Below are 22,191 nucleotides of genomic sequence, written 5' to 3' on the forward strand. Positions count from 1 at the left end.
CCATGAAATCATGATCAATACAGTGCATGGCATCGCAACCGCATTCCTGGAGTTCCCGATGACCGCATCCACCCCTGCACCCGCTCCCGCATCGGCCGCGCGCCGCCCCATCGTCCTGGTCACCGGCGGCAGCCGGGGCCTGGGTCGCAATGCCGTCGAGCACCTGGCCCGCCAGGGTTTCGATCTGGTGCTGACCTACCGCAGCCGCGCCGACGAGGGCCGGGCCGCCGTGGGCGCTGTCCAGGCCTTGGGCGGGCGGGCGGTGGCCCTGCCGCTGGACGTGGCGCGCAGCACGGGCTTCGCGGATTTCGCCGACAGCGTACGGCAGGCCCTGGACGGGGCCTGGCAGGCCGATCGCCTGGACGCCCTGGTGCACAACGCGGGCATCGGCATCCATGCACCGTTCGCCACCACCACCGAAGCCCAGCTCGACGAACTGTTCGCCATCCACCTGAAGGCGCCGTTCTTCCTGACCCAGCAACTGCTGCCGCTGCTGCGCGATGGCGGCAGCATCGTCCATCTGTCCAGCGGGCTGACACGCTTCACCCAGCCCGGGTACGCGGCCTATGCAGCCATGAAAGGCGGGGTCGAGGTGCTGACGCGCTATCTGGCGCGGGAGCTGGGTCCGCGCGGCATCCGCGTCAACACGGTGGCGCCGGGGGCGATCGCCACAGACTTCGGCGGGGGCCGGGTGCGCGACGATGCGCAGCTCGGCGCCGCGCTGGCCGCGCAGACGGCACTGGGCCGCGTGGGCCGGCCGGATGACATCGGCCCCGTGGTGGCGGCGCTGCTGCAGCCCGGCATGGGCTGGGTGCAGGGCCAGCGCATCGAGGCCTCGGGCGGAATGTTTCTCTGAGAAAGAGGGGGGGTCAGCGACGCAGGCGTTCGCGCGCCACCATGGACAGCAGCACCACGGCGGCGGCGGCGCTGATGTGGCCGAACCAGGCCACCAGGCCCAGCGACCAGGGCTGCACCTGCAGTGCGGCCCACAGCGACAGCGCCAGCAGTGCCCAGCCGCCCGCGCGCAGGCGCCGGGTCTGTGCGGGTGGCAGTTCCTTGCCGAGCACGTCTTCCTGGTGGCGGTCCATGGCCAGGGCCAGGCAGGCGAAGGCGGCCAGGGCCAGGAGCTGGCAGATCAGGTGGGCGGCGCTCATGCCTGGGCCTCTTGCGTGGAGGAAGGCGCCGGCCGCGTCGCGCGCACCGGCTTGGCCTTGGGCCGGTGGCGCTGCGTGCGCAGCGCCAGGTGGGCGTGCAGCGCGGCCAGGGCCAGCAGCATCAGGTCCATGCCTGCGAACACCCAGTCGCCCTCGCGCAGGCTGGCGACCAGGCCCCGGTCCGTGGTCACGGCGTTGAGCACCGGCAACAGGGCCAGCGCGGCGGCGCCGGTCCACAGCAGCTCGACCCAGGCGCGCCTGGCCGGCCGGCCCAGCGCCCAGACCAGGGTGGCGCCCCAGGTGATGAACATGGCATGGATCTCCCATTCGCCGCGCTGGGCCATCTCCACGGGCAGCAGGCGGTTGGCCCACAGCATGGCGGCCATGGCGATGGACAGGCCCGCGATGGTGGCGATGTTCAGCCGCTCCACGAGGCGGAAGCCGAAATGGGGCTGGTCAGGGTCGGGCAGCCTGCCGCGGCGCTTGACGTTCCACAGCACCAGGCCCGTGCCCACCATGGCCGTGCCCGCCAGGCTGACGAGAAAGTACAGCCAGCGCGTGGCCAGGTCGCCGAAGCGGCCCAGGTGCAGCGCATAGAGCACGCCGCGCGTCTCGGCCGCCGCGCCCACGCGGTCCTGGGCCTGGAGCAACTGGCCGCTGACGCCGTCGAACTGCATGAACTGCGGGCTGATCGAGACCCGGCCCTGCTCGCCGCGCACCGCCGTCACGCGGGCATTGGCGTCGCCGGGCAGGTTGACGTTCAGGCGTGCGACCTGGCCTGCGCCCCAGCGCTGCTCGGCCTGGCGCACCATGTCGGCCAGCGAGGCCAGCGGCGCGGCCTGGCCCGAGGGCTTGCCCGGCGGGACGAAGGCCGAGACCTGCTGGCCGGCCACCAGGCGCTGCTCGGCCGTCATGGTGGTGGCCATGTTGGGCCAGGGCATGTACATCAGGGCCAGGGTCACCAGGCCGGTGTACGTGATCATCAGATGGAAGGGCAGGCCCAGCACCGACAGCGCGTTGTGGGCATCGAGCCAGGAGCGCTGGCCCTTGCCCCAGCGGAAGGTGAAGAAGTCCGCAAAGATCTTCTTGTGCGTGATCACGCCGCTGACGATGGCCACCAGCATGAACATGGCGCACAGGCCCGCCAGGTAGCGGCCCCACATCACCGGCATGTAGTGGAACTGGAAATGGAAGCGGTAGAAGAATTCGCCGCCGCGCGTCTCGCGCACCGGGCCCTCGAGGCGCGCACCCGTCACCGGGTCGAAGCGGGTGGTCTCGAAGCGGCGCCGGCCTTCTTCGCCGTTTGGCGGCGGACTCCAGAACACCGTGGCCGTGGTGCTGCGCGCATCGGGCAGGTTGATCAGCCACTGCGGGCTTTGCGGCGCCATGGCCGCCATGGCATCGCCCACACGCCGGGCCGCCAGGGCAGGCTCGACGGCCTGGCGATGGTGCGGCTGCTCGGGCTGCATCCACTGCGTGATCTCGTTCTTGAAATAGCTGACCGTGCCCGTGAGGAACATGGCATAGAGGAACCAGCCCAGCAGCAGGCCGACCCAGGTGTGCAGGTCGGACATGGTCTGGCGGATACCGGGCGCCTTGGCCTTCTTCTTGCTGTCCATGGTCACGCTCCCAGCCCCTGGCCCCATGTCCACCAGGCGGCGGGCGCCAGCACCAGGGCCGCGACCAGCAGGCCCGCCCAGGCGCGCCAGGCGCTGCGCACCGCGAACACCCAGACCGCCGCGCCCGCGTAGACGGCAAAGCTCAACAAGGTGCCCGAGATGGCGGCCTGGACCCGGTCCGCGGGCAGGGCCAGCACGGCCACGCTGGACAGCGCGGCCACGGCGTAGCCGCCGAACAGCGCGGCAAGGATGCGGGAGGTCAGCGGACCATGGTTGCGGGCCCAGGCGATGGGGCGGCGAAGGTGAGGAGATGGCATGGCGCAGGGCCTGGAAAAGGCTCGGGAAGAACACCGCCCGGGCCGGGCGGTCTGCGGGCACGGGTGCCGCAGGCGTCGCATATTATTTGAGAATAAGTCCCATTACAAGCGACGTTGTCAAGCGGAGAAGGTGCCGGCAGGCCCTGTCGTCAGCCGGCCGGCACCCGCATGCGCGCCCGCAGGTTCTCGAAGACCTGGCGTGTCACGGGATTGACCACGTGGCTGCGGATGCAGAGCCGGTAGACCAGGTCCGGCAGCGGCGGCATGCCGTCGCCCGCGCCCAGCACGCGCAGGCCCGGGTCCAGCTGCTCCACGCCGCGCGCCGTCACGCCCAGGCCCGCACGCAGGGCCGCACGGATGCCGACCAGGCTGGTGCAGGTGTGGCGCGGCGTCCAGGCAATGCCTGCCGCATCCAGCGCCTCGCAGCCCAGGCGCCGGAAGATGCTGGGGCCGTCGGCCATGACCAGGGGCACGGGCTTGCCGGGGTCGTGGGCATAGCCTGCGCCGCAGAGCCAGACCGTGGGCGTGGAGCGCAGCGCGAAGCCTTCGAAGCCCTCGTCCTCGCGGTTGGAGATGGCCAGGTCCAGTTCGCCCTGGCGCAGCGACTCCATCAGGAACGGACTGCGGCCCACGTGGATGTCGATCTGCATGCCGGGGAAGTTCAGCGCGATCTCCTGGAGCACGGGCGGCAGCATGGTGTCGGCCGCGTCGTGCGGGGCGCCGATGCGGACCAGCCCCTGCACCTGGGGGTGCAGCAGGTTGCGCAGGGCCTCGTCATGGATGGCCAGCATGTGGCGCGCATAGCCCAGCAGGCGCTGGCCATGGTCGGTGAGGCGCTTTTGCCGGCCCTGCTTCTGGAACAGCGGGTGGCCGATCTTCTCTTCCAGCCGCTGCATCTGCTGGGTGATGGCCGACTGCGTGCGGCCCAGCTGCACGGCGGCCGCGGCAAAGCTGTCCTGGCTGGCGATGGCGGCCAGCGTGCGCAGCAGATCCAGGTCCAGCGTCTCCATACTTCAATTTTATTGAAGTATTTTCGGGCGCCGCGCGGATTGTTGCGGGCAGGGCGCCTGACTACAGTGGACCTCAACGACGACAAGGAGTCCCCTTTGAACACCACCACCGAACAGCGCGGCGCCGCCGTCAAGACCGCCATAGATTCCATGAAGCAGGCGATAGGCGAAGGCCCGGCCACGCGCGCCAGCCTGGACACCGTGCTCCAGCAGCTGCTGGGCCTGGCCGCGCGCCGCGAATTCTGGCAGCAGGCCGACTACGCGGCCCCCGAGCAGGGCGAGCACCAGGCGCGCTACCTGATCGCCGAGGATGCGGACCAGAGCTATGCGCTGTACCTCAACGTCATGCGCCCCGGCAAGCGCATCGTGCCGCACAACCACACGACCTGGGCCTGCATCGCCGCCGTCGAAGGCACGGAGCACAACCGCGTCTACGAGCGCACCGACGACGGATCGGTCCCCGGCAAGGGCACGCTGCGCGAGACGGACCTCGTGGTCGTGGCGCCGGGCCAGGGCATCGCCCTCATGCCCGAGGACATCCACTCGGTGGAGATCCAGGGCGAGCAGGTCATCCGCCACCTGCACATGTACGGCCGCGCGCTGGAGACGCTCAACGAGCGCACCAGCTACGACCTGGCCACCGGCACCTGCCAGACCATGGCCATCGGCGTGCAGACGCGCCGCTGATCCTGCTCCCCCACCGGACGCTTCTTCCATCCCTGCCGCAGCGCGCCCGACGGGCGCGCCTGGCAAGGCTTTGCCCGAATTTCCCCTGGACTCCCCTGCAATGACCGCATTCATTGACGCCCACACCCTCAAATCCTGGCTGCACGACGGCCAGGAGATCGCGCTGCTCGACGTGCGCGAGCACGGCCAGTACGGCGAATCGCACCTGTTCTACGCCACGCCCCTGCCCTACAGCCGGCTGGAGCTGGACGTGCCCCGCCTGGTGCCGCGCAGGCAGGTGCGTGTCGTGACCTATGACGATGGCGAAGCTGCGGGCGTGGCCGAACGCGCCGCCCGGCGCCTGCAGGACCTGGGCTACGCCCAGGTGGCCGTTCTCGAAGGTGGCACCCGGGCCTGGAGTGCGGCGGGCTACACCTTGTTCGCGGGCGTGAACCTGCCTTCCAAGACCTTCGGCGAACTGGCCGAGCACGCCTATGGCACGCCGCGCATCACGGCCCGGCAGCTGGCGGCGCGCCAGGCCGCGGGCCTGCCCCTGGTCGTGCTCGACGGGCGGCCGGTCGCCGAGTTCCACAAGATGAACATCCCCGGCGCCCTGTGCTGCCCCAATGGCGAGCTGGCGCTGCGCGTCAGCCGCCTGGTGCCCGACGCGGCCACGCCCATCGTGGTCAACTGCGCGGGCCGCACGCGCTCCATCATCGGCGCGCAGACGCTGATCAACCTGGGCATTCCCAACCCCGTCTACGCGCTGGAGAACGGCACCCAGGGCTGGTACCTGGCCGACCTGCCGCTGGAGCACGGCGGCACGCGCTGCTATGGCGAGGACTCTGCCAGCACGCAACTGAAGGCCCAGGCCCAGGCCCTGGCGCGGCGCTTCGAGGTGCCCGAGGTCGATGCCGACACCGTGCGCGCCTGGAGCCAGGACGCAGCGCGCACGCTGTTCCTGTGCGACGTGCGCACGCCCGAGGAATTCAAGGCCGGCTCCCTGCCCGGCGCCCAGCACACGCCGGGCGGCCAGCTCATGCAGGCCGGCGACCAGTACGTGGGCGTGCGCGGCGCGCGCCTGGTGCTGTTCGACAGCGACGGCGTGCGCGCCCCCGTGGTGGCGAGCTGGCTGCGCCAGCTGGGCCATGACGCCAGCGTGCTGCAGGGCGGGCTGCACAGCGGCCTGGCGCTGGAGCCGGTGCAGCCGCCGCAGCCCCCTGCGCTGGCCGGCATCTCCGTGGCGCAACTGCAGGAACGCATGCGCCAGGGCGATGTGGCCGTGGTCGACCTGCGCGCCGGCATGGCCTACCGCGCCGGCCACATCGCCGGCGCGCGCTGGTCCATCCGTCCGCGCCTGGCGCAGGACCTCGCGGGCGAGGCGCGCCAGATCGTGCTGGTCGCGGATGAACCCGGCATGGCGCAGTGGGCCGCGCTGGAGCTTTCGGGCAGGGCGGCACCGCTGCTGCTCGACGGCGGCATGGCCGCCTGGCGCGAGGCCCGCCTGTCGGCCGAGGCCACGCCGGACAGCCCGCCCGATGCCGAGTGCATCGACTACCTGTTCTTCGTGCACGACCGCCACGACGGCAACAAGGAGGCGGCGCGCCGCTACCTGGCCTGGGAGACGGGGCTCGTTGCCCAGCTCGATGCGCAGGAACTGGCCGCCTTCCGCCTTCCGGAGCACGCCTTGTCCTGACGGATCGGCGCACTGGCGGCACAACACACATAACGACAGGAGACAAGACATGTTCGCAATCCCTAGCCTGGCCAGGATGCTGGCCGCCGGCCTCGCGGCCCTGGCCCTGCTCCCGCAGGCCTCGGCCGAGCCGCTGCCTGCGCGCAACGGCTTCCCCAGCCAGCCGATCCGCTTCATCTCGCCCTTCCCGCCGGGCGGCGGCAATGACGCCAGCACGCGCTGGGTGACCACGCGCCTGACCGAGGCCACGGGTCAGCCTTCCGTGGTGGAAAACCGTGGCGGTGCGGGTGGCAACATCGGCGCCAAGGCCGTGGCCGACGCCAAGGCCGACGGCTACACCCTGCTCACGGGCCAGGTCTCGCTGATGGCCGTCAACCCCACGCTGTACAACGCGCCGGGCTTCGATCCGCTCAAGCACTTCGTGCCCATCACGCAGATCAACGCGGCGCCGCTGGCCATCGTGGTCGCCTCGGCCTCGCCTCTCAAGAGCTTTGCCGACCTGATGGCGCGCAGCAAGGGCGAGCCGGGCCGCGTCACCTACGCCACGCCCGGCAACGGCACGCTGTCGCATCTGGTGGGCGTGGTGCTGTCCAAGGAAAACGGCGTGCCCATGACCCATGTTCCCTACAAAGGCGCAGGGCCGGCCATCAACGATCTGCTGGGCCAGCAGGTCGATGTGCTGATCACCTCCACCTCGTCCGTGGCCGGCATGATCCAGGCGGGCCAGGTGCGCGCGCTGGCCGTCACCAGCCCGCGCCGCATCGGCGTGTTCGGCAAGGTGCCCACGCTGGAGGAACTGGGCCTGCGCAATGCGCGCTTCGAGGACTGGTACGGCTTCTTCGCCCCCGCCGGCACGCCGCCCGAGCGCGTGGCCTACCTGCATGACGCCATCGTGCGCACCCTGCACCTGCCCGAGGTCACCAAACTCATCGTCGATGGCGGCAGCGAGGTCGTGGCCAGCACCCCCGAGGCCTTCGCCGCCCAGCTGCGCCAGGACATGGAGCGCTGGTCGCGCGTGGTCAGGCTCTCGGGCGCGAAGATCGACTGATGGCTGCCGATCACGCCCCCCAGCCCGGCGCCCCCGCGCTGGACCTGCAGACCCGGCTGCTGCATGCGGGCAAGCGCCCGGCCTATGCGGGCGGCACGGCCGTCAACCCGCCCGTGGTGCGCGCCAGCACCGTGCTGTTCGAGAGCACGGCCCAGCAGCGCGAGATGCGCGAGCGCCGGGGGGGCGAGCGCATCTTCAGCTACGGCGCGCGCGGCACGCCCACGGGCTTCGCGCTGGAGGATGCCGTCAGCGCGCTGGAGGGCGCCCACCGCACGCGGCTGCTGCCCACGGGGCTGGCCGCCATCGCCATGGTGCTGCTGAGCTATCTGCGTCCCGGCGACCATGTGCTGCTGACCGACAGCGCCTACCAGCCCGTGCGACACCTGGCGCGCCAGTTCCTGGAACCCTATGGCATCGCGTACAGCTTCTTCGCGGCCGACGGCAGCGATGCCCAGGCGGGCATGCGCGCCAACACCCGCATGCTCTACGCCGAATGCCCGGGCTCGCTGGTCTACGAGATGTGCGACCTGCCCGCGCTGGCGGCCATGGCCCATGCGCGTGGCGCGCTGGTGGTGGCCGACAACACCTGGGGCTCGGGCTGCCAGTACCGGCCGCTGGCGCTGGGGGCCGATGTCTCGGTGATGGCGGCCACCAAGTACCTTGCCGGTCACTCCGACGTGATGATGGGCACCGTGTCCACCACCGAGGCCGCCTGGGAGCCCCTGGCCGCGCGCTGCGATGCCATGGGCATGGCGGTCAGCCCGGACGATGCCTGGCTGGTGCTGCGCGGCATGCGCTCGCTGGCGGCGCGGCTGCGGATGCACGAGGCCCATGCGCTGGAGGTGGCCCGCTGGCTGCAGCAGCACCCGGCCGTGGCTACCGTGTTCTGCCCCGCGCTGCCCACGCACCCCGGCCATGCGCTGTGGCTGCGCGACTGCCAGGGCACCAACGGCCTGGTGTCGCTGGAGCTTGTACCTGGCACGTCCGAGGCCGCCGTGGACCGCGTCATCGACAGCCTGCGGCTGTTCGGCATCGGCGCCTCCTGGGGCGGCTACGAGAGCCTGGCGACGGCCGCGCACATGGCGCAGGCGCGCAGCGTCACCGACTGGAGCGCGCGGGGCCCCGTGGTGCGCCTGCACATCGGCCTGGAGTCACCGCGCGACCTCATCGCCGACCTGGAGCAGGGGCTGGCGGCGCTTTAGCGGCCAGCCTGGGCGCGCGCCAGTTCGCCGGCCAGCGTCCGCACCAGCGCGGCCGCCGGCATCTCGCGCGCCAGCGGCGCGCCCTGGCCGGCCCAGTGCGCCGCGTAGTCGGAGCAGCCCTGGGCCGAGGCCACTTGATGCAGTGCCTTGCCTGCGTCGTACACACGCGGATAGTCGGGCAGCGGCTGGCCATGGCTGGCGCCCAGCGCATGCAGCCGGTTGACCATGCCGCGCGCAGGCCGTCCGGAGATGGCGGCCGTCAATCCCGTGTGGTGGGCGCGTTCGCTGCGCAGCTCGGCCCGGTAGGCCGGGCTGGCGGACGATTCAGGGCAGAGGATGAAGGCCGTGCCCAGCTGCGCCGCGCAGGCGCCCAGGCCCAGCGCGGCCGCAATGCCCTCGCCGTCCATGATGCCGCCCGCCGCGATCACCGGCAGGGCCGTGTTGCGCGCCAGCACGCGCACCAGGGCGAAGGTGCCCATCATGCGGTCCTGCGCGGGGTCGAACGTGCCGCGGTGCCCCCCGGCCTCCACGCCCTGGGCCACGATGGCATCGACCCCGGCCTGCTCCACCTGCCGTGCCTCGTCCAGCGATGTGGCGCTGGCCAGGGTCACGATGCCCGCCGCGCGCAGCGCGTCGATGAAGCCTTGCTCCGGCAGCCCGAAATGAAAGCTCACCACGGCGGGCCGCTCCTGCAGCAGCATGGCCTGCAGCGCGGCATTGCCGACGGCGGTGGCATAGATCTCGTTCAGCGCGGCGGGTGGCGTGGCACCGAAGCGCGCGAACTCGGGCGTCAGGCGGGCCAGCCATGCGTCCTCGCGCTGCGCATCGGTCCGGGCCGGCTGGTGGCAGAACAGGTTCACGTTGAAGGCTCCCGAGGTCAGCGCGCGCGTCTGCACGATCTGCTGGCGCGCCTGTTCCGTGGTGCTGGCGCCTATGCCCAGCGAGCCCAGGCCGCCCGCATCGCTGACGGCAGCCGCCAGCGCGGGCGTGGAGGTGCCGGCCATCGGGGCCTGGATGATGGGATGGCGCATGCCCATGCGGGCCATCCATGCGGTTTCTGCGGTGCTCATGCGACTCCTTGCTTGCTCTCGAATCCCGTGGCTCATGCGGCGGCCTGCCGGCGCGCGCTGGCACGGCTGGCGGCCACCATGAGCGTGCCCAGCAGCAGCGACGTGCTGCCGATGACGAACAGGCGCTGGTACGAACCCAGGCCTGCATAGCTCCAGGCCATGAAGTACCCTGACACGGCCTGCATCAGCGCGAAGGCCGCCGTCGCATAGCCCCACATGCGCTTGTGCTGCGCGGGGCCGATCAGCTGCATCAGATAGCCCGAGGTGATGGCTGCCATGCCTGGTGACAGTGCGCCCACCAGGAAGGACGAGGTCGCATGCCCTGCAAACCCCGCCCAGAACAGCGGCATGGCAGTGGCCAGGGCCTTGAGCGCATAGGCCCCCGTGGTCGTGCCCCACCAGCCGAAGCGCGTGGCGCACACCGAGGCCGCCAGCGGCCCGGCGATGGCGCCCAGGCCGAAGAAGGCCCATTGCGTGGAGGCGTAGGCATCGCCCAGCTGCAGCTCGCGCGCCAGATAGTCCACCCAGAACACCGTATGCGGAACGAAACCGAAGGCGTCGGTCATGTAGGCCAGCATCACCAGCACCACCGGCAGCGTCCACAGGGGGGCGGAGGGCGCCGGCGCGGCATGCGGCGTGATGGCGACGGGGGGGGCTATCGGCAGCCGCCGCACATGTCGCCAGCCCAGCCAGCCTGCCCAGGCGCAGACGCCGGCCAGCGCCCACCAGACGGCGCCCAGGCTCTGGCGCGCCAGCAGCGGGATCAGCGTGGCCGACAGCAGGGCCCCTGCGCCGATGCCGCAGAACATCAGCGGTCCCAGGGCCGCGCGCCGCTGCAAGGGGGTGGCCGCCAGGGCCACCGACGGGCCCAGCACCATCAGGATGGCGCCGCCGATGCCCGAGATGCAGCGCCAGGTGAAGAACCAGGGCATGGGCAGCGGCCAGGCGCAGGCCGCGAAGCTCAGCGCCGTGGCCGCCCAGCACCACCGCAGCACGCGCAGCGCGCCCAGGCGCTCGGCCAGCGGCGCGGCGGCCAGCGCGCCGATCAGGTAGCCCAGCAGGTTGGCCGCGCCCAGGTAGGCCACCTGCTCGCCGCTGAACCAGCCCGCATGCACCATCTGCGGCATCAGCGCGGTATAGGCGAAACGTGCCAGGCCGACGCCGCTGAGCGTGGCCATGAAGCCGGTCAGCAGCAGGGAGAGTTCGTTGCGTTGGATCACGGGAGTGCGGGCCATGCCGGAAGAATGGGCATACCTTAAGCGGGCTGGATCATCATGTCCAATGATTCAAAATGATCCGATCGATCTTCATTGAAGATGGCAATGTTCCCGGAGGCCGCAATGCAACTGAAGTCCCTGCGCATGTTCCTGGCCGTCTGCGACAGCGGCAGCTTCGGCGCCGCCGCCCAGCAGTTGCACACCGTGCAGTCCAATGTGACGGCCCATGTGAAAAAGCTCGAGGACGAGGCCGGCGTGCAGTTGATCGAGCGCAGCGCGCCCGTGCATGCCACGCCCGCCGGGCGCCTGCTGGAGCGTTACGCGCGGCGCATGCTGGCCGACCATGATGAATCCCTGGCCCTGTTGCAGGGCAGCGCCCGGGCGGCCGGCGCGCTGCGCATCGGCTCCATGGAGACCACGGCCGCGCTGCGCCTGCCGCCGCTGCTGGCACGCCTGCACCAGGCCCAGCCCGGCCTGGACCTGGAGCTGCGCACGGCCACCACGGCCGAACTGCTGGCCGACCTGCTGGCGGGGCGGCTGGACTGCGCCTTCGTCTCGGGCATGCCGCCCCAGTCCCGCCTTCAGGGGTGGAAGGTGTTCGAGGAGGAACTGGTCCTGGTCACCGCCTTCGCGCTGCAGCGTTTTCCCGATGCCGCCCAGCTCAGCGCCATGCCCTTCCTGGCCTTCCGCCAGGGCTGCAGCTACCGCCAGCGCATCGAGCTGCTGCTGGCCGCGCGCGGCGTGGCGGCGCGCATCATGGAGATGGGATCGCTGGACGCCATCCTCGGCTGCGTGGCCGCCGGCATGGGCTACGGCCTGCTGCCCCGCAGCGTGGTCCAGGCCCAGCAGCACCGCTTCGGCGTGCACATCACGGCCCTGCCCGGCGCACTGGCCCGGGAAGTGGCCCATGTGGAAACCTGGTTCGCCGTGCCCGCGCGCACCGGCTGGTCGCCGGCCCTGCACGCCTGCGTGGGCTTGCTGGGGATCGGGGGGCAGGCCGATGGCGCCGGCGCCGAAGAGCAGATCGCAGTCACGTCATGACGGCGACCGCAACACCCTGCGGTACTGCATGGCCTCGGCCACATGCCCGACCTCGATGGCCTCGCTGCCGGCCAGGTCGGCGATGGTGCGCGCCACCTTGAGCGCGCGGTGGGTGCTGCGTGCCGACCAGCCCAGGCGTGCAGCGGCCTTGTGGGCGAAGGCCAGGGCTTCGGGCGACAGGCCCAGGTGCTCGTCCAGGGCCTGGCCCTGGAGCTGGTGGTTGGCGCCGCCCTGGCGCTGCACGGCCAGCGCGCGGGCCTGGACCACGCGCTCGCGCACGGTCTCGCTGCTTTCGCCGCTGCGCGCGGCCAGCAGTTCCTGCGGGGGCAGGGCGCCGACCTCCACATGCAGGTCGATGCGGTCCAGCAGCGGGCCGCTGATGCGTGCCTGGTAGCGCGCCACCTTGTCGGGCGTGCAGCGGCAGCGCTGCACGGTCGAACCCCAGTGGCCGCAGGGACAGGGGTTCATGGCCGCCACGAGCTGGAAGCGCGCGGGAAACTCGCAGCGCTGGGCTGCCCGGGCGATCGTGATCTGGCCCGTCTCCAGCGGCTCGCGCAGCGCCTCCAGCGCACTGCGCGCGAACTCGGGGAATTCATCGAGGAAGAGCACGCCATGGTGGGACTGCGAGATCTCGCCGGGGCGCGGCGGAGAGCCTCCGCCCACCAGGGCCACGGCGCTGGCCGTATGGTGCGGGCTGGCCGTGGGGCGCTGGCGCCAGCGTTCGGGCGTGAAGCGGCCGGCCAGGCTGGCGATGGCGGCGGCCTCCAGCGCCTCGTCGTCGCTCATGGGGGGCAGCAGATCGGCGAAGCGCTGGGCCAGCATGGACTTGCCCGAGCCCGGCGGTCCCACCAGCAGCAGGCCGTGGCCCCCGGCCGCCGCGATCTCCAGCGCGCGCCGTGCCTGGGCCTGGCCGCGCACCTCGGCCAGGTCGAGCCCGCTGCGCACGGCTGTGGCGGGCTGCGGTTGCACCGCGTGCCAGCCCGGTCCCGTGCAAGGCCGGGGGGGCCCGGCGGCGGCCTCATCTGCCGGCTCCTCCCCGGTGCCCTGGCCTGCGGCGTTTTCGCTCTCCGCCGCCGGCTCCGGGGCATGGGCCGCGCGTGCGATGAAGCGGCGCACCACGTCGAGCAGGTGGTGGGCGCAGAACACCTGGGCCGAGGGCACGAAGGCCGCCTCCTGCGCGCTGCCCGGCGGCAGCACCAGGCAGGCGCCATCCTGCTGGCGGTGCAGGGCCAGGGCCGTGGCCAGCGCGCCGCGCACCGGCCGCAGCGCACCCGACAGCGACAGCTCGCCCGCGAATTCGTAGCGCTCCAGGGCCTGTCCGTCGATCTGGCCGCTGGCCGCGAGGATGCCCAGCGCGATAGGAAGGTCGAAGCGCCCCGAGTCCTTGGGCAGGTCGGCCGGCGCGAGGTTGACGATGATGCGCTTGTTGCTCGGGAATTCCAGCCCCGAATTCAGCAGCGCCGAGCGCACGCGCTCGCGTGCCTCCTTGACCTCGACATCGGCCAGGCCCACCAGCGTGAACGACGGCAGGCCGTTGGCCAGATGCACTTCCACGGTGACGCGCGGGGCGGCCAGCCCCAGCAGCGCACGACTTTGAACCAGGGCCAGACCCATGGGCACCTCGCAGGAACGGCAGACAGACAAAGAGGCCGCAAGCTGTGTCGCGGCCCATCGGCCAGTATGGGCAGGGTCTGGCGGTTTGAAATGCATCGGCGCTCAATTTCAGACTATTCTGACCTTCGTGACCTGAAAATCAGACAGATGGCCGGTTGAGCGCGGGTTCCATCCGCCGCGAATGTCGCCATGGGCATGCGCATCGTCGGCTTCTTCATCGGGCCGCGCAGAGCCTCTGACCGCCATCGGCGTCTCGGGCCCCTTTCCCGGCTTTCGCGGGCACGTAAGTGCGACACGGGATTGAAGTACTGACGCGGTACCGGAGGGCTGCGTTCGCCGGAGAAAGGGAATCCCTGGGGCACTGCAGGCCAGCGACACCATGCCGCAGGAGACCTTGGCACAGCTTCTTCTCACCGGCGCTTTTTCTTCAGGTCGCGCAGATCCACCGCGCCCGGCGCCTGGCGAGGATCGGTGCCACCAGGGAAGATGGCGTGCTTCTGGATCTTCTGCGTGCCCGTGGTCGGGATGCGTTCCACGAAGCAGATCCAGCCCGGCGGCTTGTAGTAGGCCAGCTGGGAATCGCAGTGGGCGAACAGCGCCCGGGCCGCGTCCGCGTGCAGGCCCGGGTCCAGGCCGGGCTGCAGTACCACGCAGGCCAGGACTTCCTCTTCGCGGATGTCGTCGGGCACGGCCATCACGGCGGCCTGCTGCACCCAGGGGTGGGTGAGCAGGGTGGCCTCGACCTCGGCGGCGGCGATGTTCTCGCCCGAGCGGCGGATGATGTTCTTGCGCCGGTCCACGAAATGCAGCATGCCCCCGCCGTCCTGCGTGACCAGGTCGCCGGTGTGGAACCAGCCGCCGCGCCAGGCGTCCTCGGTGGCCTCGGGGTCGTCCAGGTAGCCGCTGAAGAAGTCCTGGCGCGGTGTCTCGGCCGAGTGGCGGATGACCAGCTCGCCGACCGTGCCGCGCGGCACCTCCTCGCCGGCCTCGTCCACCACCATCGCCTGCACGCCGGCCTCGGGCAGCGGGCGGCCGAAGGCGCGCGTGCCCACCTGGCGCGGCGCATGGCAGTCGACCAGGGCGCGGACCATCTCGGTCATGCCCCACAGCTCCAGCAGCGGGAAGCCGAAGCGCGCTTCGAAAGCCGCATGCAGCTGCGGCTCGACCCCGGCGCCGAAGCCGAAGCGCACCGCATGCGCGCGGTCCTGGGCGGACGGCGGCTGGGCCATCAGCATCTGCACGATCACGCCCAGGTAGTGCACGACCGTGGCGCGTGTCTGGCGCACCTCCTGCCAGAAACGCAGCGGATGGAAGCGGTCGGACTGCACCTGGCAGCCGCCCGTGAGCAGCACGCAGAAAAAGGACAGGATGGAGGCGTTGACGTGGAACAGCGGCAGCGGGTTGTAGATGCGCTCCTGTCCCTCCTGCAGCGTGGCCAGGCCGCCGCGCGTGGCGTAGGCCAGGCCCGAGGCCAGCTCGTAGCGGTGCGACAGCACGCAGCCCTTGGGCCGGCCCGTGGTGCCGCTGGTGTAGAGGATGCTGGCCGGCGTGTCGGCCTGCACGGCGCCGGCCTGGGCCGGCGTGGCGCAGCGGGGCAGGGGGGTCGTGTCCAGCGCCTGCAGCCCGGCCACGGCAGGGCGGTGCGCGCTCAGTTGCAGGGCCGCGTCCACATCGGCGCGGCGGCTGTGCAGCACCAGCAGCAGGTCGGGCCGGGCGTGGTCCACCAGGTAGGCGGTTTCGGGCGGGCGGTAGTCGGGGTTGATGGGCACGCAGCAGGCGCCCAGGCTGTTGAGCGCCAGCTTGTGCAGCAGGTGCTCGGGGCGGTTTTCCAGCAGCAGGCCGACGCGGTGGCCCAGTCCGTAGCCTGCGGCGGCATAGCGCCGGGCCAGCGCGCGCACGGTTTCGGCCGCCTGCGTGAACGAGATCTCGCGGCCTTCGCCGTCGTAGTCACGCTGCGGGTGGGCGGGAACGGCCAGCAGCGGGCGGTCGCCATAGCGTTCGGCGGCCCGCTCCAGGGCCTGGCCGATGGTGGTGTGGGGGTCGAGTTCAATCATGTCGCTGGGTCATGGGGTCATGCCGCCGAGGCTCGGCGTGCATCTTCGAGGAGGAGATCGGCGGCCTTCTCGCCGATCATCATGGTGGCGGCGCAGGTGTTGGCGGACGGGATGTCGGGCATGACCGAGGCGTCGGCGATGCGCAGGCCCTGCAGGCCATGGACCCTGAGCCGCGCATCCACGACCGCGCCTGCATCATCGGCCGGCCCCATGCGCGCCGTGCCGTTGACATGGTAGGACGAGACGCCGAAGCGGCGGATGTAGTCCAGCAGCTCGTCATCGCGCTGCACGGCCACGCCGGGCAGGGTTTCGGCCTCGACGAAGGGCCGCAGGGCCTCGGTCTGCAGCAGCCGGCGTGCCAGCCGGGTGCCGTCCAGCAGCACGCGGCCGTCTTCCTCGTGCTCCAGGTAGCAAGGCTGGATCAGCGGGGCCTGCATCGGGTCCGCCGAGGCCAGGCGCACGCTGCCCATGCTCTGCGGCCGGTGCTGCCAGACGCCGCAGGTCATGCCGGGAAAGCGGTCCAGCTGCCCCACGTAGCCGGCCCGGTAGCTGGCCGGGGTGAAGACCCCCTGCAGGTCGGGCCGCTGAAGCCCCGGCCGGGAGTGCCAGAACCAGTGCACCATGGACGGGCTCAGCGACAGCACATTGGGCCGTCCCAGGGCCCAGGCCGCGAGCTGCCCGGCCAGGCGCGGCATGCGCGCCAGCTCGTTGATGGTGACGGTGCCGCGCGTGCGGGCCACCAGGCGGATGCTGAAATGGTCCTTGAGATGCTCGCCCACGCCCGCCAGCGCATGGGCGACGGCCATGCCGTGGCGCTGCAGCAAGGCCGGCGGGCCGATGCCGGACAGTTGCAGCAGGTGGGGCGTGTTGATGGCGCCGGCACACAGCACCACCTCGCGGCGCGCCCGCACCGTGCGCTGCGTTGCGCCTTGCAGATAGGCCACGCCCGTGGCCCGACGGCCCTCCAGCAGGATGGCCGTGGCGCGTGCGCCGGTGCGCACCTCCAGGCCCTGGCCGCGCCGCAGCGCGGGGTGCAGGAAGGCGGTGGCCGTGCTCATGCGCCGCCCCTGGTGGATGGTGCGCTGGAAATAGCCGGCGCCGGCCTGGGTGGCTCCGTTGTAGTCGGGATTGCGCGGCATGCCCAGTTCCGCCGCGCCCGCGATGAAGGCCTCGTTGAGCGCATGCGTCCAGTCCGGCAGGGTCACCGGCAGCGGCCCGTGGCGACCGGCAAAGTCCTCGTCGGCCGGGCCGATGCGGCGCTCGGTGCGCTGGAAATAGGGCAGCAGCTCGGCAAAGCTCCAGCCCGGATTGCCGCGCGCGGCCCAGCCGTCATAGTCGGCCGGCTGGCCCCGGTTGTAGACCAGGCCGTTGACAGCGGTGGAGCCCCCCAGCGTGCGCCCCTGGGGAATGGGAATGCGCCGGCCATCGGTCCACGGCGTCGGCTCGCTGCTGAACTGCCAGGCGTAGCGCGGGTGGAAGACCACCTTGATGAACCCGGCCGGCAGGTGCAGGAACGGATGCCGGTCGGGTGGCCCCGCCTCCAGCACGCACACGCTGACCCCCGGCTCCTGCGCCAGCCGGCTGGCCACGATGGAACCCCCGGCACCGCTGCCGATGATGACGTAGTCAAAGCTTTCCATGCGCTGATCCATGAAGTATCGAATCGCTTGCCACAGGAGAAGGCGCGCAGCGCCCCAGGGGGCTACCCAAGATACGCGGAGCGCACCTTCGGATCGCGCCGCAGCTCGGCCCCCGCGCCCTGCAGCGTGATGCGGCCCGTCTCCAGCACATAGGCACGGTCGGCCACGGCCAGGGCCTGGTTGGCCATCTGCTCGACCAGCAGCACGGTCATGCCCTGGCGCCTGAGGCCGCGCACGATGCCGAAGATCTCCTTGACGATCAGCGGCGCCAGCCCCAGCGAGGGCTCGTCCAGCAGCAGCAGCCGGGGCCTGGCCATCAGCGCGCGGGCGATGGCCAGCATCTGCTGCTCGCCGCCGGACAGCGTGCCCGAGGCCTGGTGCTGGCGCTCGCGCAGCCGGGGGAAGGCCTGGAACCGGGCCTCGATATCGGCCTCGATCTCGGCATGGCTTGCGCTGCGGTGGTAGGCGCCCAGCACCAGGTTGTCGCGCACGCTCTGGTCGGCGAAGACCTGGCGGCCTTCGGGCGACTGGGCGATGCCCAGGGCCACGCGGCGGTGGCCCGGCAGGCGCGTGATGTCCTGCCCCTCGAACAGGATGCGGCCGGCGGCCACGGGCTCCAGCCCCGAGATGGCCTTCATCAGCGTGCTCTTGCCCGCGCCGTTGCCCCCGATGAGGGTGACCACTTCGCCGGCATGCACCTGCAGGCTGATGCCCTTGAGCGCCTCGACGGCGCCGTAGCGCACCTGCAGGCCTTCGATCTGCAGCATGGGTGTGGCCTCATGCATGGCGGGCCTCCAGGGGCAGGGCAGTTTCGTCTTCTTGCTCATCGCTGCCCAGGTAGGCGGCGATGACGCGGGGGTTGCGCTGCACGTCCTGTGGCGCGCCTTCCGCGATTTTTTCGCCGTAGTCCAGCACGATGACATGGTCGGAAATCGCCATCACCAGGTCCATGTGGTGCTCGATCAGCAGCACCGTGATGCCCAGGTCGCGGATGCGCTGGATCACGCCGGCCAGGTCGTGCGTCTCCTGCGGGTTCAGGCCCGCGGCCGGCTCGTCCAGCAGCAGCAGGCGCGGATGGGTGGCCAGTGCGCGTGCCAGCTCCAGGCGGCGCTGCAGTCCGTAGGGCAGGCTGCCCGCCGTCTCATGGGCCTTGTCGTCCATACCCAGGAAGGCGAGGATCTGCAAGGCTTCGCCGCGCGCGGCGTCTTCCTCGCGCCGTGCGCCGGGCAGGCCCAGCAGGCAGCTGAAGAAGCCCTGGCGCAGCCGCGTGTGCAGGCCCAGCATGACGTTGTCCAGCACCGACATGTCGGCGAACAGGCGCAGGTTCTGGAAGGTGCGCCCCATGCCCAGGCGGCAGATGCGGTGCGGCGCCATGCCGGCCGTGCTGCGGCCGTTGAAGTCCATGCCGCCCCGGTCCGGCGCGATCACGCCGGACAGGATGTTGAGCAGCGTGGTCTTGCCCGCGCCATTGGGCCCGATCAGCGAATGCACATGGCCGCTGCGCAGGCTCAGGTCCACGCCGTTGGTGGGCACCACGCCGCCGAAGGCCTTGTAGAGCTGGCGTGCCTCCAGCAGCGGGCTGTCGGCCACCGCGGCCTGCTGCGCCTGCAGGCGCCATGCGGCCACCGGCGCGGACAGCGCAGGCCTGCGGCGCAGCGCGGGCAGCAGCGCCCGGGCGGCCCGGCCCGGGGCGCCGGCCAGGCCGTCGCGCATGGCGTACAGCGCGAACAGCAGCAAGGCGCCGTAGGTGAAGTGCTGCACCTCGGGCCAGCGTGCCAGGAAGGCGTCCAGCAGCGTCAGCACGATGGCGCCCACCAGGGGGCCGTAGACCGAGCTGCCGCCGAACAGCACGATCAGCAGGAAGAAGATGGACAGGTTGAAGTGGATGAAGTCGGAGTTGATGTACTGGTTCTGCTGGGCAATCAGCGCTCCCGCCAGGCCGCAGGTGACGGCGCTGATCACGAAGGCCAGCAGCTTGAAGCGGTAGACCGACACGCCCACGCTCTCGGCGGCGATCTCGCCGGTGTTCACCGCCATGAAGGCCCGGCCGAACTTGCCGCGCAGCAGTGCGCGCAGCATGAGGTGGGCCGCCAGGCCCAGCGCGCCCGCGAACCAGACCCAGTGGCGCATCTCGAATGGCGCCCCGGCCATGGAGGGCGGCACCACGCCATAGATGCCCTGCTGGCCCGCGAACACGTCCTGCCACTCCGACACCACCTTCTCCACCACGATGCCGAAGCCGATGGTGATCATGGCCAGCGCGGGCCCCTTGGCGCGCAGGGCCGGCAAGGCGATGACCACGCCGAACAGGCCGGCCATGGCGCCCGCCGCCGCGAAGGCCGGCCAGGGGTTCCAGCCGGCGCGGGTGGTGAGCAGGGCCACGGTATAGGCGCCGACGGCGAACAGTCCCGCATGGCCCAGGGACTTCTGGCCCGTATAGCCCACCAGCACGTTCAGGCCCGACGCGGCCAGGTAGTTGACGGCGATGAGGAAGACGATCTTCAGGTAGAAGCCGTTGTCCGTGGCCAGCGGCAGCACGGCGATGAGCAGGGCGCAGGCGAGCACGCCCGCCAGATGTGCATGGCGCATTCCCATGGCTTACACCTTCTCGGCGATGCGCCGGCCCAGCAGCCCTTCGGGCTTGATGGCCAGCACCAGGATGATGAGGACGAAGATGCTGATCTCGCGCAGCTCCGCATGCCACAGGCCGACCAGCGCCTCGATGAGGCCCAGGATGAAGCCGCCCAGCATGCAGCCGCGCGGACTGCCCAGGCCGCCGAAGATGGCGGCCGAAAAGGCCTTGAGCGCCAGCGTCAGGCCCATGAACACCGATGCCGTGGTGATGGGCGCGATCAGCAGGCCCGCCATTCCCGCCAGGGCCGAGCTGACCACGAAGGCCAGCACCACGATGGCCGTGACGTTGATGCCCATCAGCGTGGCGGCGGCGCCGCTGTGGGCCACGGCGCGCACGGCCTTGCCCAGGCGCGTTTTGCGCATGACCCAGTCCAGCGCCACCATGATGGCGATGCTGGCGCACAGCACCAGGATCTCCTGCGGCAGCACGCCCGCGCCGCCGATGCGGATCACCTCGTTGCCCAGCGGCGAAGGCAGGACCAGCGGCGAGGGCCCCCAGATGGCCAGCGCCGTGTTCTGGATGATGATGCCGAAGCCGATGGTGCTCATCACCCAGGCCAGCCCGCCCTGGCCGATGAAGGGCCGCACGGCCGCGTGGTACAGCAGCACGCCCAGCGCGCCGAGCACCACCACCGTCAGAAGCAGCGCCGCAACGTAGCGGGCCATGCCCACGTCCTGCGGCTGCAGCGTGGCGCCCAGGCCCTTGCCGGCCAGCAGCATCACGGCCGTCACGCCGACGAAGGCGCCCGCCACCAGGAACTCGCCCTGGCCGAAGTTGAAGGTGCGCGTGGTGCTGTGCGTGATGTTGAAGCCCAGGGCCACCAGCGCATAGATGCTGCCCAGGGCCAGTCCGCTGAACAGCGCCTGGAGAATGCTTGCCGTCATGTGCTGTCGGTCCGGGGATTCAGCGCTTGAGGTCGGCGGCAGTCAGCGCCTGGGTCACCGCATCCTCGTAGCGCGCGGGGGCGCCGTTCTTCCAGCGCGCCAGGTAGAAGTCCGAGACGGACAGGCCTTCGTGCCGGGTCTTGCTGAAAGGCCTGTCATAGGTCTTGATCACGCCCTGCACGCCGCTGACGCTCTCCAGCGCGGCGGCCACCTTCTCGCCGTCGGTGCTGTTGGCCTGCTTCATGGCGGCGGCGATCAGCATCACCGCGTCATAGGCCTGGGCCGCGCAGGGGAAGGTGGTCATCTCGGGGAATTTCCTGCGCACGCGCTCGCCCAGCGCGCGCGTCCTGGCATTGGTGTCCTCGGTGGTGGAGGCGGCCAGGATCAGGTGCTCGGACAGCCTGGCGCCCGCCATCTTGGGCAGCAGGCCGCTGAGGTTGCCCCAGGTGCCCAGGGTGGTGGGCAGGTAGTTGATCTTTTCCATGCTGCGCAGCACCTGGGCCGTGCCGTCGGCGATGCCGTAGACGATGACCGTGTCGGCGCCGGCGGCCTTGATCTTGGACAGCTGCGAGGTGATGTCCGTGTCCTTGGGGCCGTATTTCTCGACCGCCACGGGCTTGACGCCGTGCAGCGCCAGCACCTCGGTGGCGTCCTTGATGCCGCCCTGGCCATAGCCCGTGGAGTCGGCGAGGATGGCGATCTTGCCGGCCTTGGACGACTTGACCGCATAGGCGCCCAGCAGGGCCACCTGCTCGCGGTCCACCATGGAGACGCGGAACAGGTAGTTCTGCGCCTGGCCGGCATAGCGCGTGGTGATCTCGGTGCCGGTGGCGATGGGCACCACCACGGGAATCTTCTTTTGCTGGGGAATGTGCAGCCAGGCCAGGGCATTGCCCGAGTTGGCCGGACCCACGACGGCGCTGACCTTTTCGTTGTCGATCAGCTCGGTCATGTTCTGGATCGACTTGGGCGGCGTGCCCAGGTCGTCGCGGACCACGGCGACCAGCTTGCGGCCCAGCACGCCGCCGGACTGGTTGATGTCCTCGATGGCTGCCTCGAACCCCCAGCGCGCGGCCAGGCCCAGCTCGGCCACGCCGCTGGCCGACAGGTCGGCATTGAAGCCGATCCTGATGTCCTGGGCCCGTGCCTGGAAGGCCGCCGCGGCCAGCACGGTGGCCAGGGCCAGGGCCTTGCATTTCCCGAGAATGAATGTGCGCATGTGCTTGTCTCCTGTCGCGTGCCTGGCCGGGGCCGGTCCCGGCCGGGCGCCTCGGTGGGCGCTGTGCAGACTGTAGGTGGGCTGTACCTGTCGCAGGGGGTACAG

At 71.1% G+C, this 22,191-nt stretch carries 19 protein-coding genes; 6 read left to right on the forward strand and 13 right to left on the reverse strand.

Features of this window, described 5'->3' with window-relative positions:
* The first annotated feature begins 58 nt into the window (after window positions 1-58).
* Window positions 59-856 (forward strand): SDR family NAD(P)-dependent oxidoreductase, encoded by a 798-nt coding sequence (locus tag L1Z78_RS01405; RefSeq protein WP_234639803.1) that lies wholly within the window; start codon window positions 59-61, stop codon window positions 854-856.
* Between the two features lie 13 nt (window positions 857-869).
* Here L1Z78_RS01405 and L1Z78_RS01410 read toward each other — a convergent pair whose 3' ends face one another.
* From L1Z78_RS01410 to L1Z78_RS01425, 4 genes are all read right to left on the reverse strand, one after another.
* Entirely contained in the window at window positions 870-1,154 is a 285-nt protein-coding gene (locus tag L1Z78_RS01410) for a DUF3325 domain-containing protein (RefSeq protein ID WP_234639804.1), read from the reverse strand.
* A complete protein-coding gene (locus L1Z78_RS01415) occupies window positions 1,151-2,773 on the reverse strand; it encodes a PepSY-associated TM helix domain-containing protein (RefSeq protein ID WP_418921664.1) in 1,623 nt (540 codons plus the stop codon). Before L1Z78_RS01415 ends, L1Z78_RS01410 begins: the two co-directional genes overlap by 4 nt.
* Before the next feature lie 2 nt (window positions 2,774-2,775).
* Window positions 2,776-3,090: a DUF3649 domain-containing protein gene (locus L1Z78_RS01420; RefSeq protein ID WP_234642067.1), complete on the reverse strand. Its 315-nt coding sequence runs from the start codon at window positions 3,088-3,090 to the stop codon at window positions 2,776-2,778.
* Between the two features lie 149 nt (window positions 3,091-3,239).
* Entirely contained in the window at window positions 3,240-4,100 is an 861-nt protein-coding gene (locus L1Z78_RS01425; RefSeq protein ID WP_234639805.1) for a LysR substrate-binding domain-containing protein, read from the reverse strand.
* Between the two features lie 96 nt (window positions 4,101-4,196).
* Between L1Z78_RS01425 and L1Z78_RS01430 the strand changes: the two genes are divergently transcribed.
* The 4 genes from L1Z78_RS01430 (at window position 4,197) to metC (ending at window position 8,712) form a co-directional block, all read left to right on the forward strand.
* On the forward strand, window positions 4,197-4,787 hold the full coding sequence (locus L1Z78_RS01430) for a cysteine dioxygenase family protein (RefSeq protein WP_234639806.1): 591 nt from the start codon (window positions 4,197-4,199) through the stop codon (window positions 4,785-4,787).
* A gap of 100 nt (window positions 4,788-4,887) precedes the next feature.
* The gene (locus tag L1Z78_RS01435; RefSeq protein WP_234639807.1) at window positions 4,888-6,462 is read left to right on the forward strand and encodes a rhodanese-like domain-containing protein; all 1,575 of its coding nucleotides are present in this window, start codon (window positions 4,888-4,890) and stop codon (window positions 6,460-6,462) included.
* A gap of 49 nt (window positions 6,463-6,511) precedes the next feature.
* Window positions 6,512-7,510, forward strand: a complete 999-nt coding sequence (locus L1Z78_RS01440) for a Bug family tripartite tricarboxylate transporter substrate binding protein (RefSeq protein ID WP_234639808.1) — start codon at window positions 6,512-6,514, stop codon at window positions 7,508-7,510.
* Window positions 7,510-8,712 carry a cystathionine beta-lyase gene (gene metC, locus L1Z78_RS01445; protein WP_234639809.1) on the forward strand — a complete coding sequence of 401 codons (1,203 nt, stop codon included), beginning with the start codon at window positions 7,510-7,512 and terminating at the stop codon, window positions 8,710-8,712. Before L1Z78_RS01440 ends, metC begins: the two co-directional genes overlap by 1 nt.
* Here metC and L1Z78_RS01450 read toward each other — a convergent pair.
* On the reverse strand, window positions 8,709-9,782 hold the full coding sequence (locus L1Z78_RS01450; protein ID WP_234639810.1) for an NAD(P)H-dependent flavin oxidoreductase: 1,074 nt from the start codon (window positions 9,780-9,782) through the stop codon (window positions 8,709-8,711). The two genes, metC and L1Z78_RS01450, sit on opposite strands and share 4 nt — an antisense overlap.
* 32 nt (window positions 9,783-9,814) lie before the next feature.
* Window positions 9,815-11,017: a YbfB/YjiJ family MFS transporter gene (locus L1Z78_RS01455; protein WP_326491963.1), complete on the reverse strand. Its 1,203-nt coding sequence runs from the start codon at window positions 11,015-11,017 to the stop codon at window positions 9,815-9,817.
* Window positions 11,018-11,122: 105 nt separating this feature from the next.
* Between L1Z78_RS01455 and L1Z78_RS01460 the strand changes: the two genes are divergently transcribed.
* Window positions 11,123-12,040, forward strand: a complete 918-nt coding sequence (locus L1Z78_RS01460; protein ID WP_234639812.1) for a LysR family transcriptional regulator — start codon at window positions 11,123-11,125, stop codon at window positions 12,038-12,040.
* Here L1Z78_RS01460 and L1Z78_RS01465 read toward each other — a convergent pair.
* The 7 genes from L1Z78_RS01465 to L1Z78_RS01495 all read right to left on the reverse strand — a co-directional run bounded on the left by L1Z78_RS01465 (window position 12,035) and on the right by L1Z78_RS01495 (window position 22,086).
* Window positions 12,035-13,654 (reverse strand): YifB family Mg chelatase-like AAA ATPase, encoded by a 1,620-nt coding sequence (locus L1Z78_RS01465; RefSeq protein WP_234639813.1) that lies wholly within the window; start codon window positions 13,652-13,654, stop codon window positions 12,035-12,037. The genes L1Z78_RS01460 and L1Z78_RS01465 overlap by 6 nt on opposite strands.
* A 410-nt stretch (window positions 13,655-14,064) precedes the next feature.
* Entirely contained in the window at window positions 14,065-15,708 is a 1,644-nt protein-coding gene (locus L1Z78_RS01470) for an AMP-binding protein (RefSeq protein WP_234639814.1), read from the reverse strand.
* 17 nt (window positions 15,709-15,725) lie between these two features.
* Complete coding sequence (locus tag L1Z78_RS01475) at window positions 15,726-17,348, reverse strand: GMC family oxidoreductase (protein WP_234639815.1); 1,623 nt, start codon at window positions 17,346-17,348, stop codon at window positions 15,726-15,728.
* A 62-nt stretch (window positions 17,349-17,410) separates the two neighbouring features.
* Window positions 17,411-18,115: an ABC transporter ATP-binding protein gene (locus L1Z78_RS01480; protein WP_234642068.1), complete on the reverse strand. Its 705-nt coding sequence runs from the start codon at window positions 18,113-18,115 to the stop codon at window positions 17,411-17,413.
* Between the two features lie 10 nt (window positions 18,116-18,125).
* Window positions 18,126-19,937 carry an ABC transporter permease subunit gene (locus L1Z78_RS01485; protein WP_418921703.1) on the reverse strand — a complete coding sequence of 604 codons (1,812 nt, stop codon included), beginning with the start codon at window positions 19,935-19,937 and terminating at the stop codon, window positions 18,126-18,128.
* A gap of 9 nt (window positions 19,938-19,946) precedes the next feature.
* Window positions 19,947-20,867, reverse strand: a complete 921-nt coding sequence (locus L1Z78_RS01490) for a branched-chain amino acid ABC transporter permease (RefSeq protein ID WP_234639817.1) — start codon at window positions 20,865-20,867, stop codon at window positions 19,947-19,949.
* 19 nt (window positions 20,868-20,886) lie between these two features.
* Window positions 20,887-22,086 carry an ABC transporter substrate-binding protein gene (locus L1Z78_RS01495; protein WP_234639818.1) on the reverse strand — a complete coding sequence of 400 codons (1,200 nt, stop codon included), beginning with the start codon at window positions 22,084-22,086 and terminating at the stop codon, window positions 20,887-20,889.
* Window positions 22,087-22,191 lie beyond the last annotated feature (105 nt).

The sequence above is a fragment of the Delftia tsuruhatensis genome (genome assembly GCF_903815225.1).
Classification (GTDB): domain Bacteria; phylum Pseudomonadota; class Gammaproteobacteria; order Burkholderiales; family Burkholderiaceae_C; genus Comamonas; species Comamonas tsuruhatensis_A.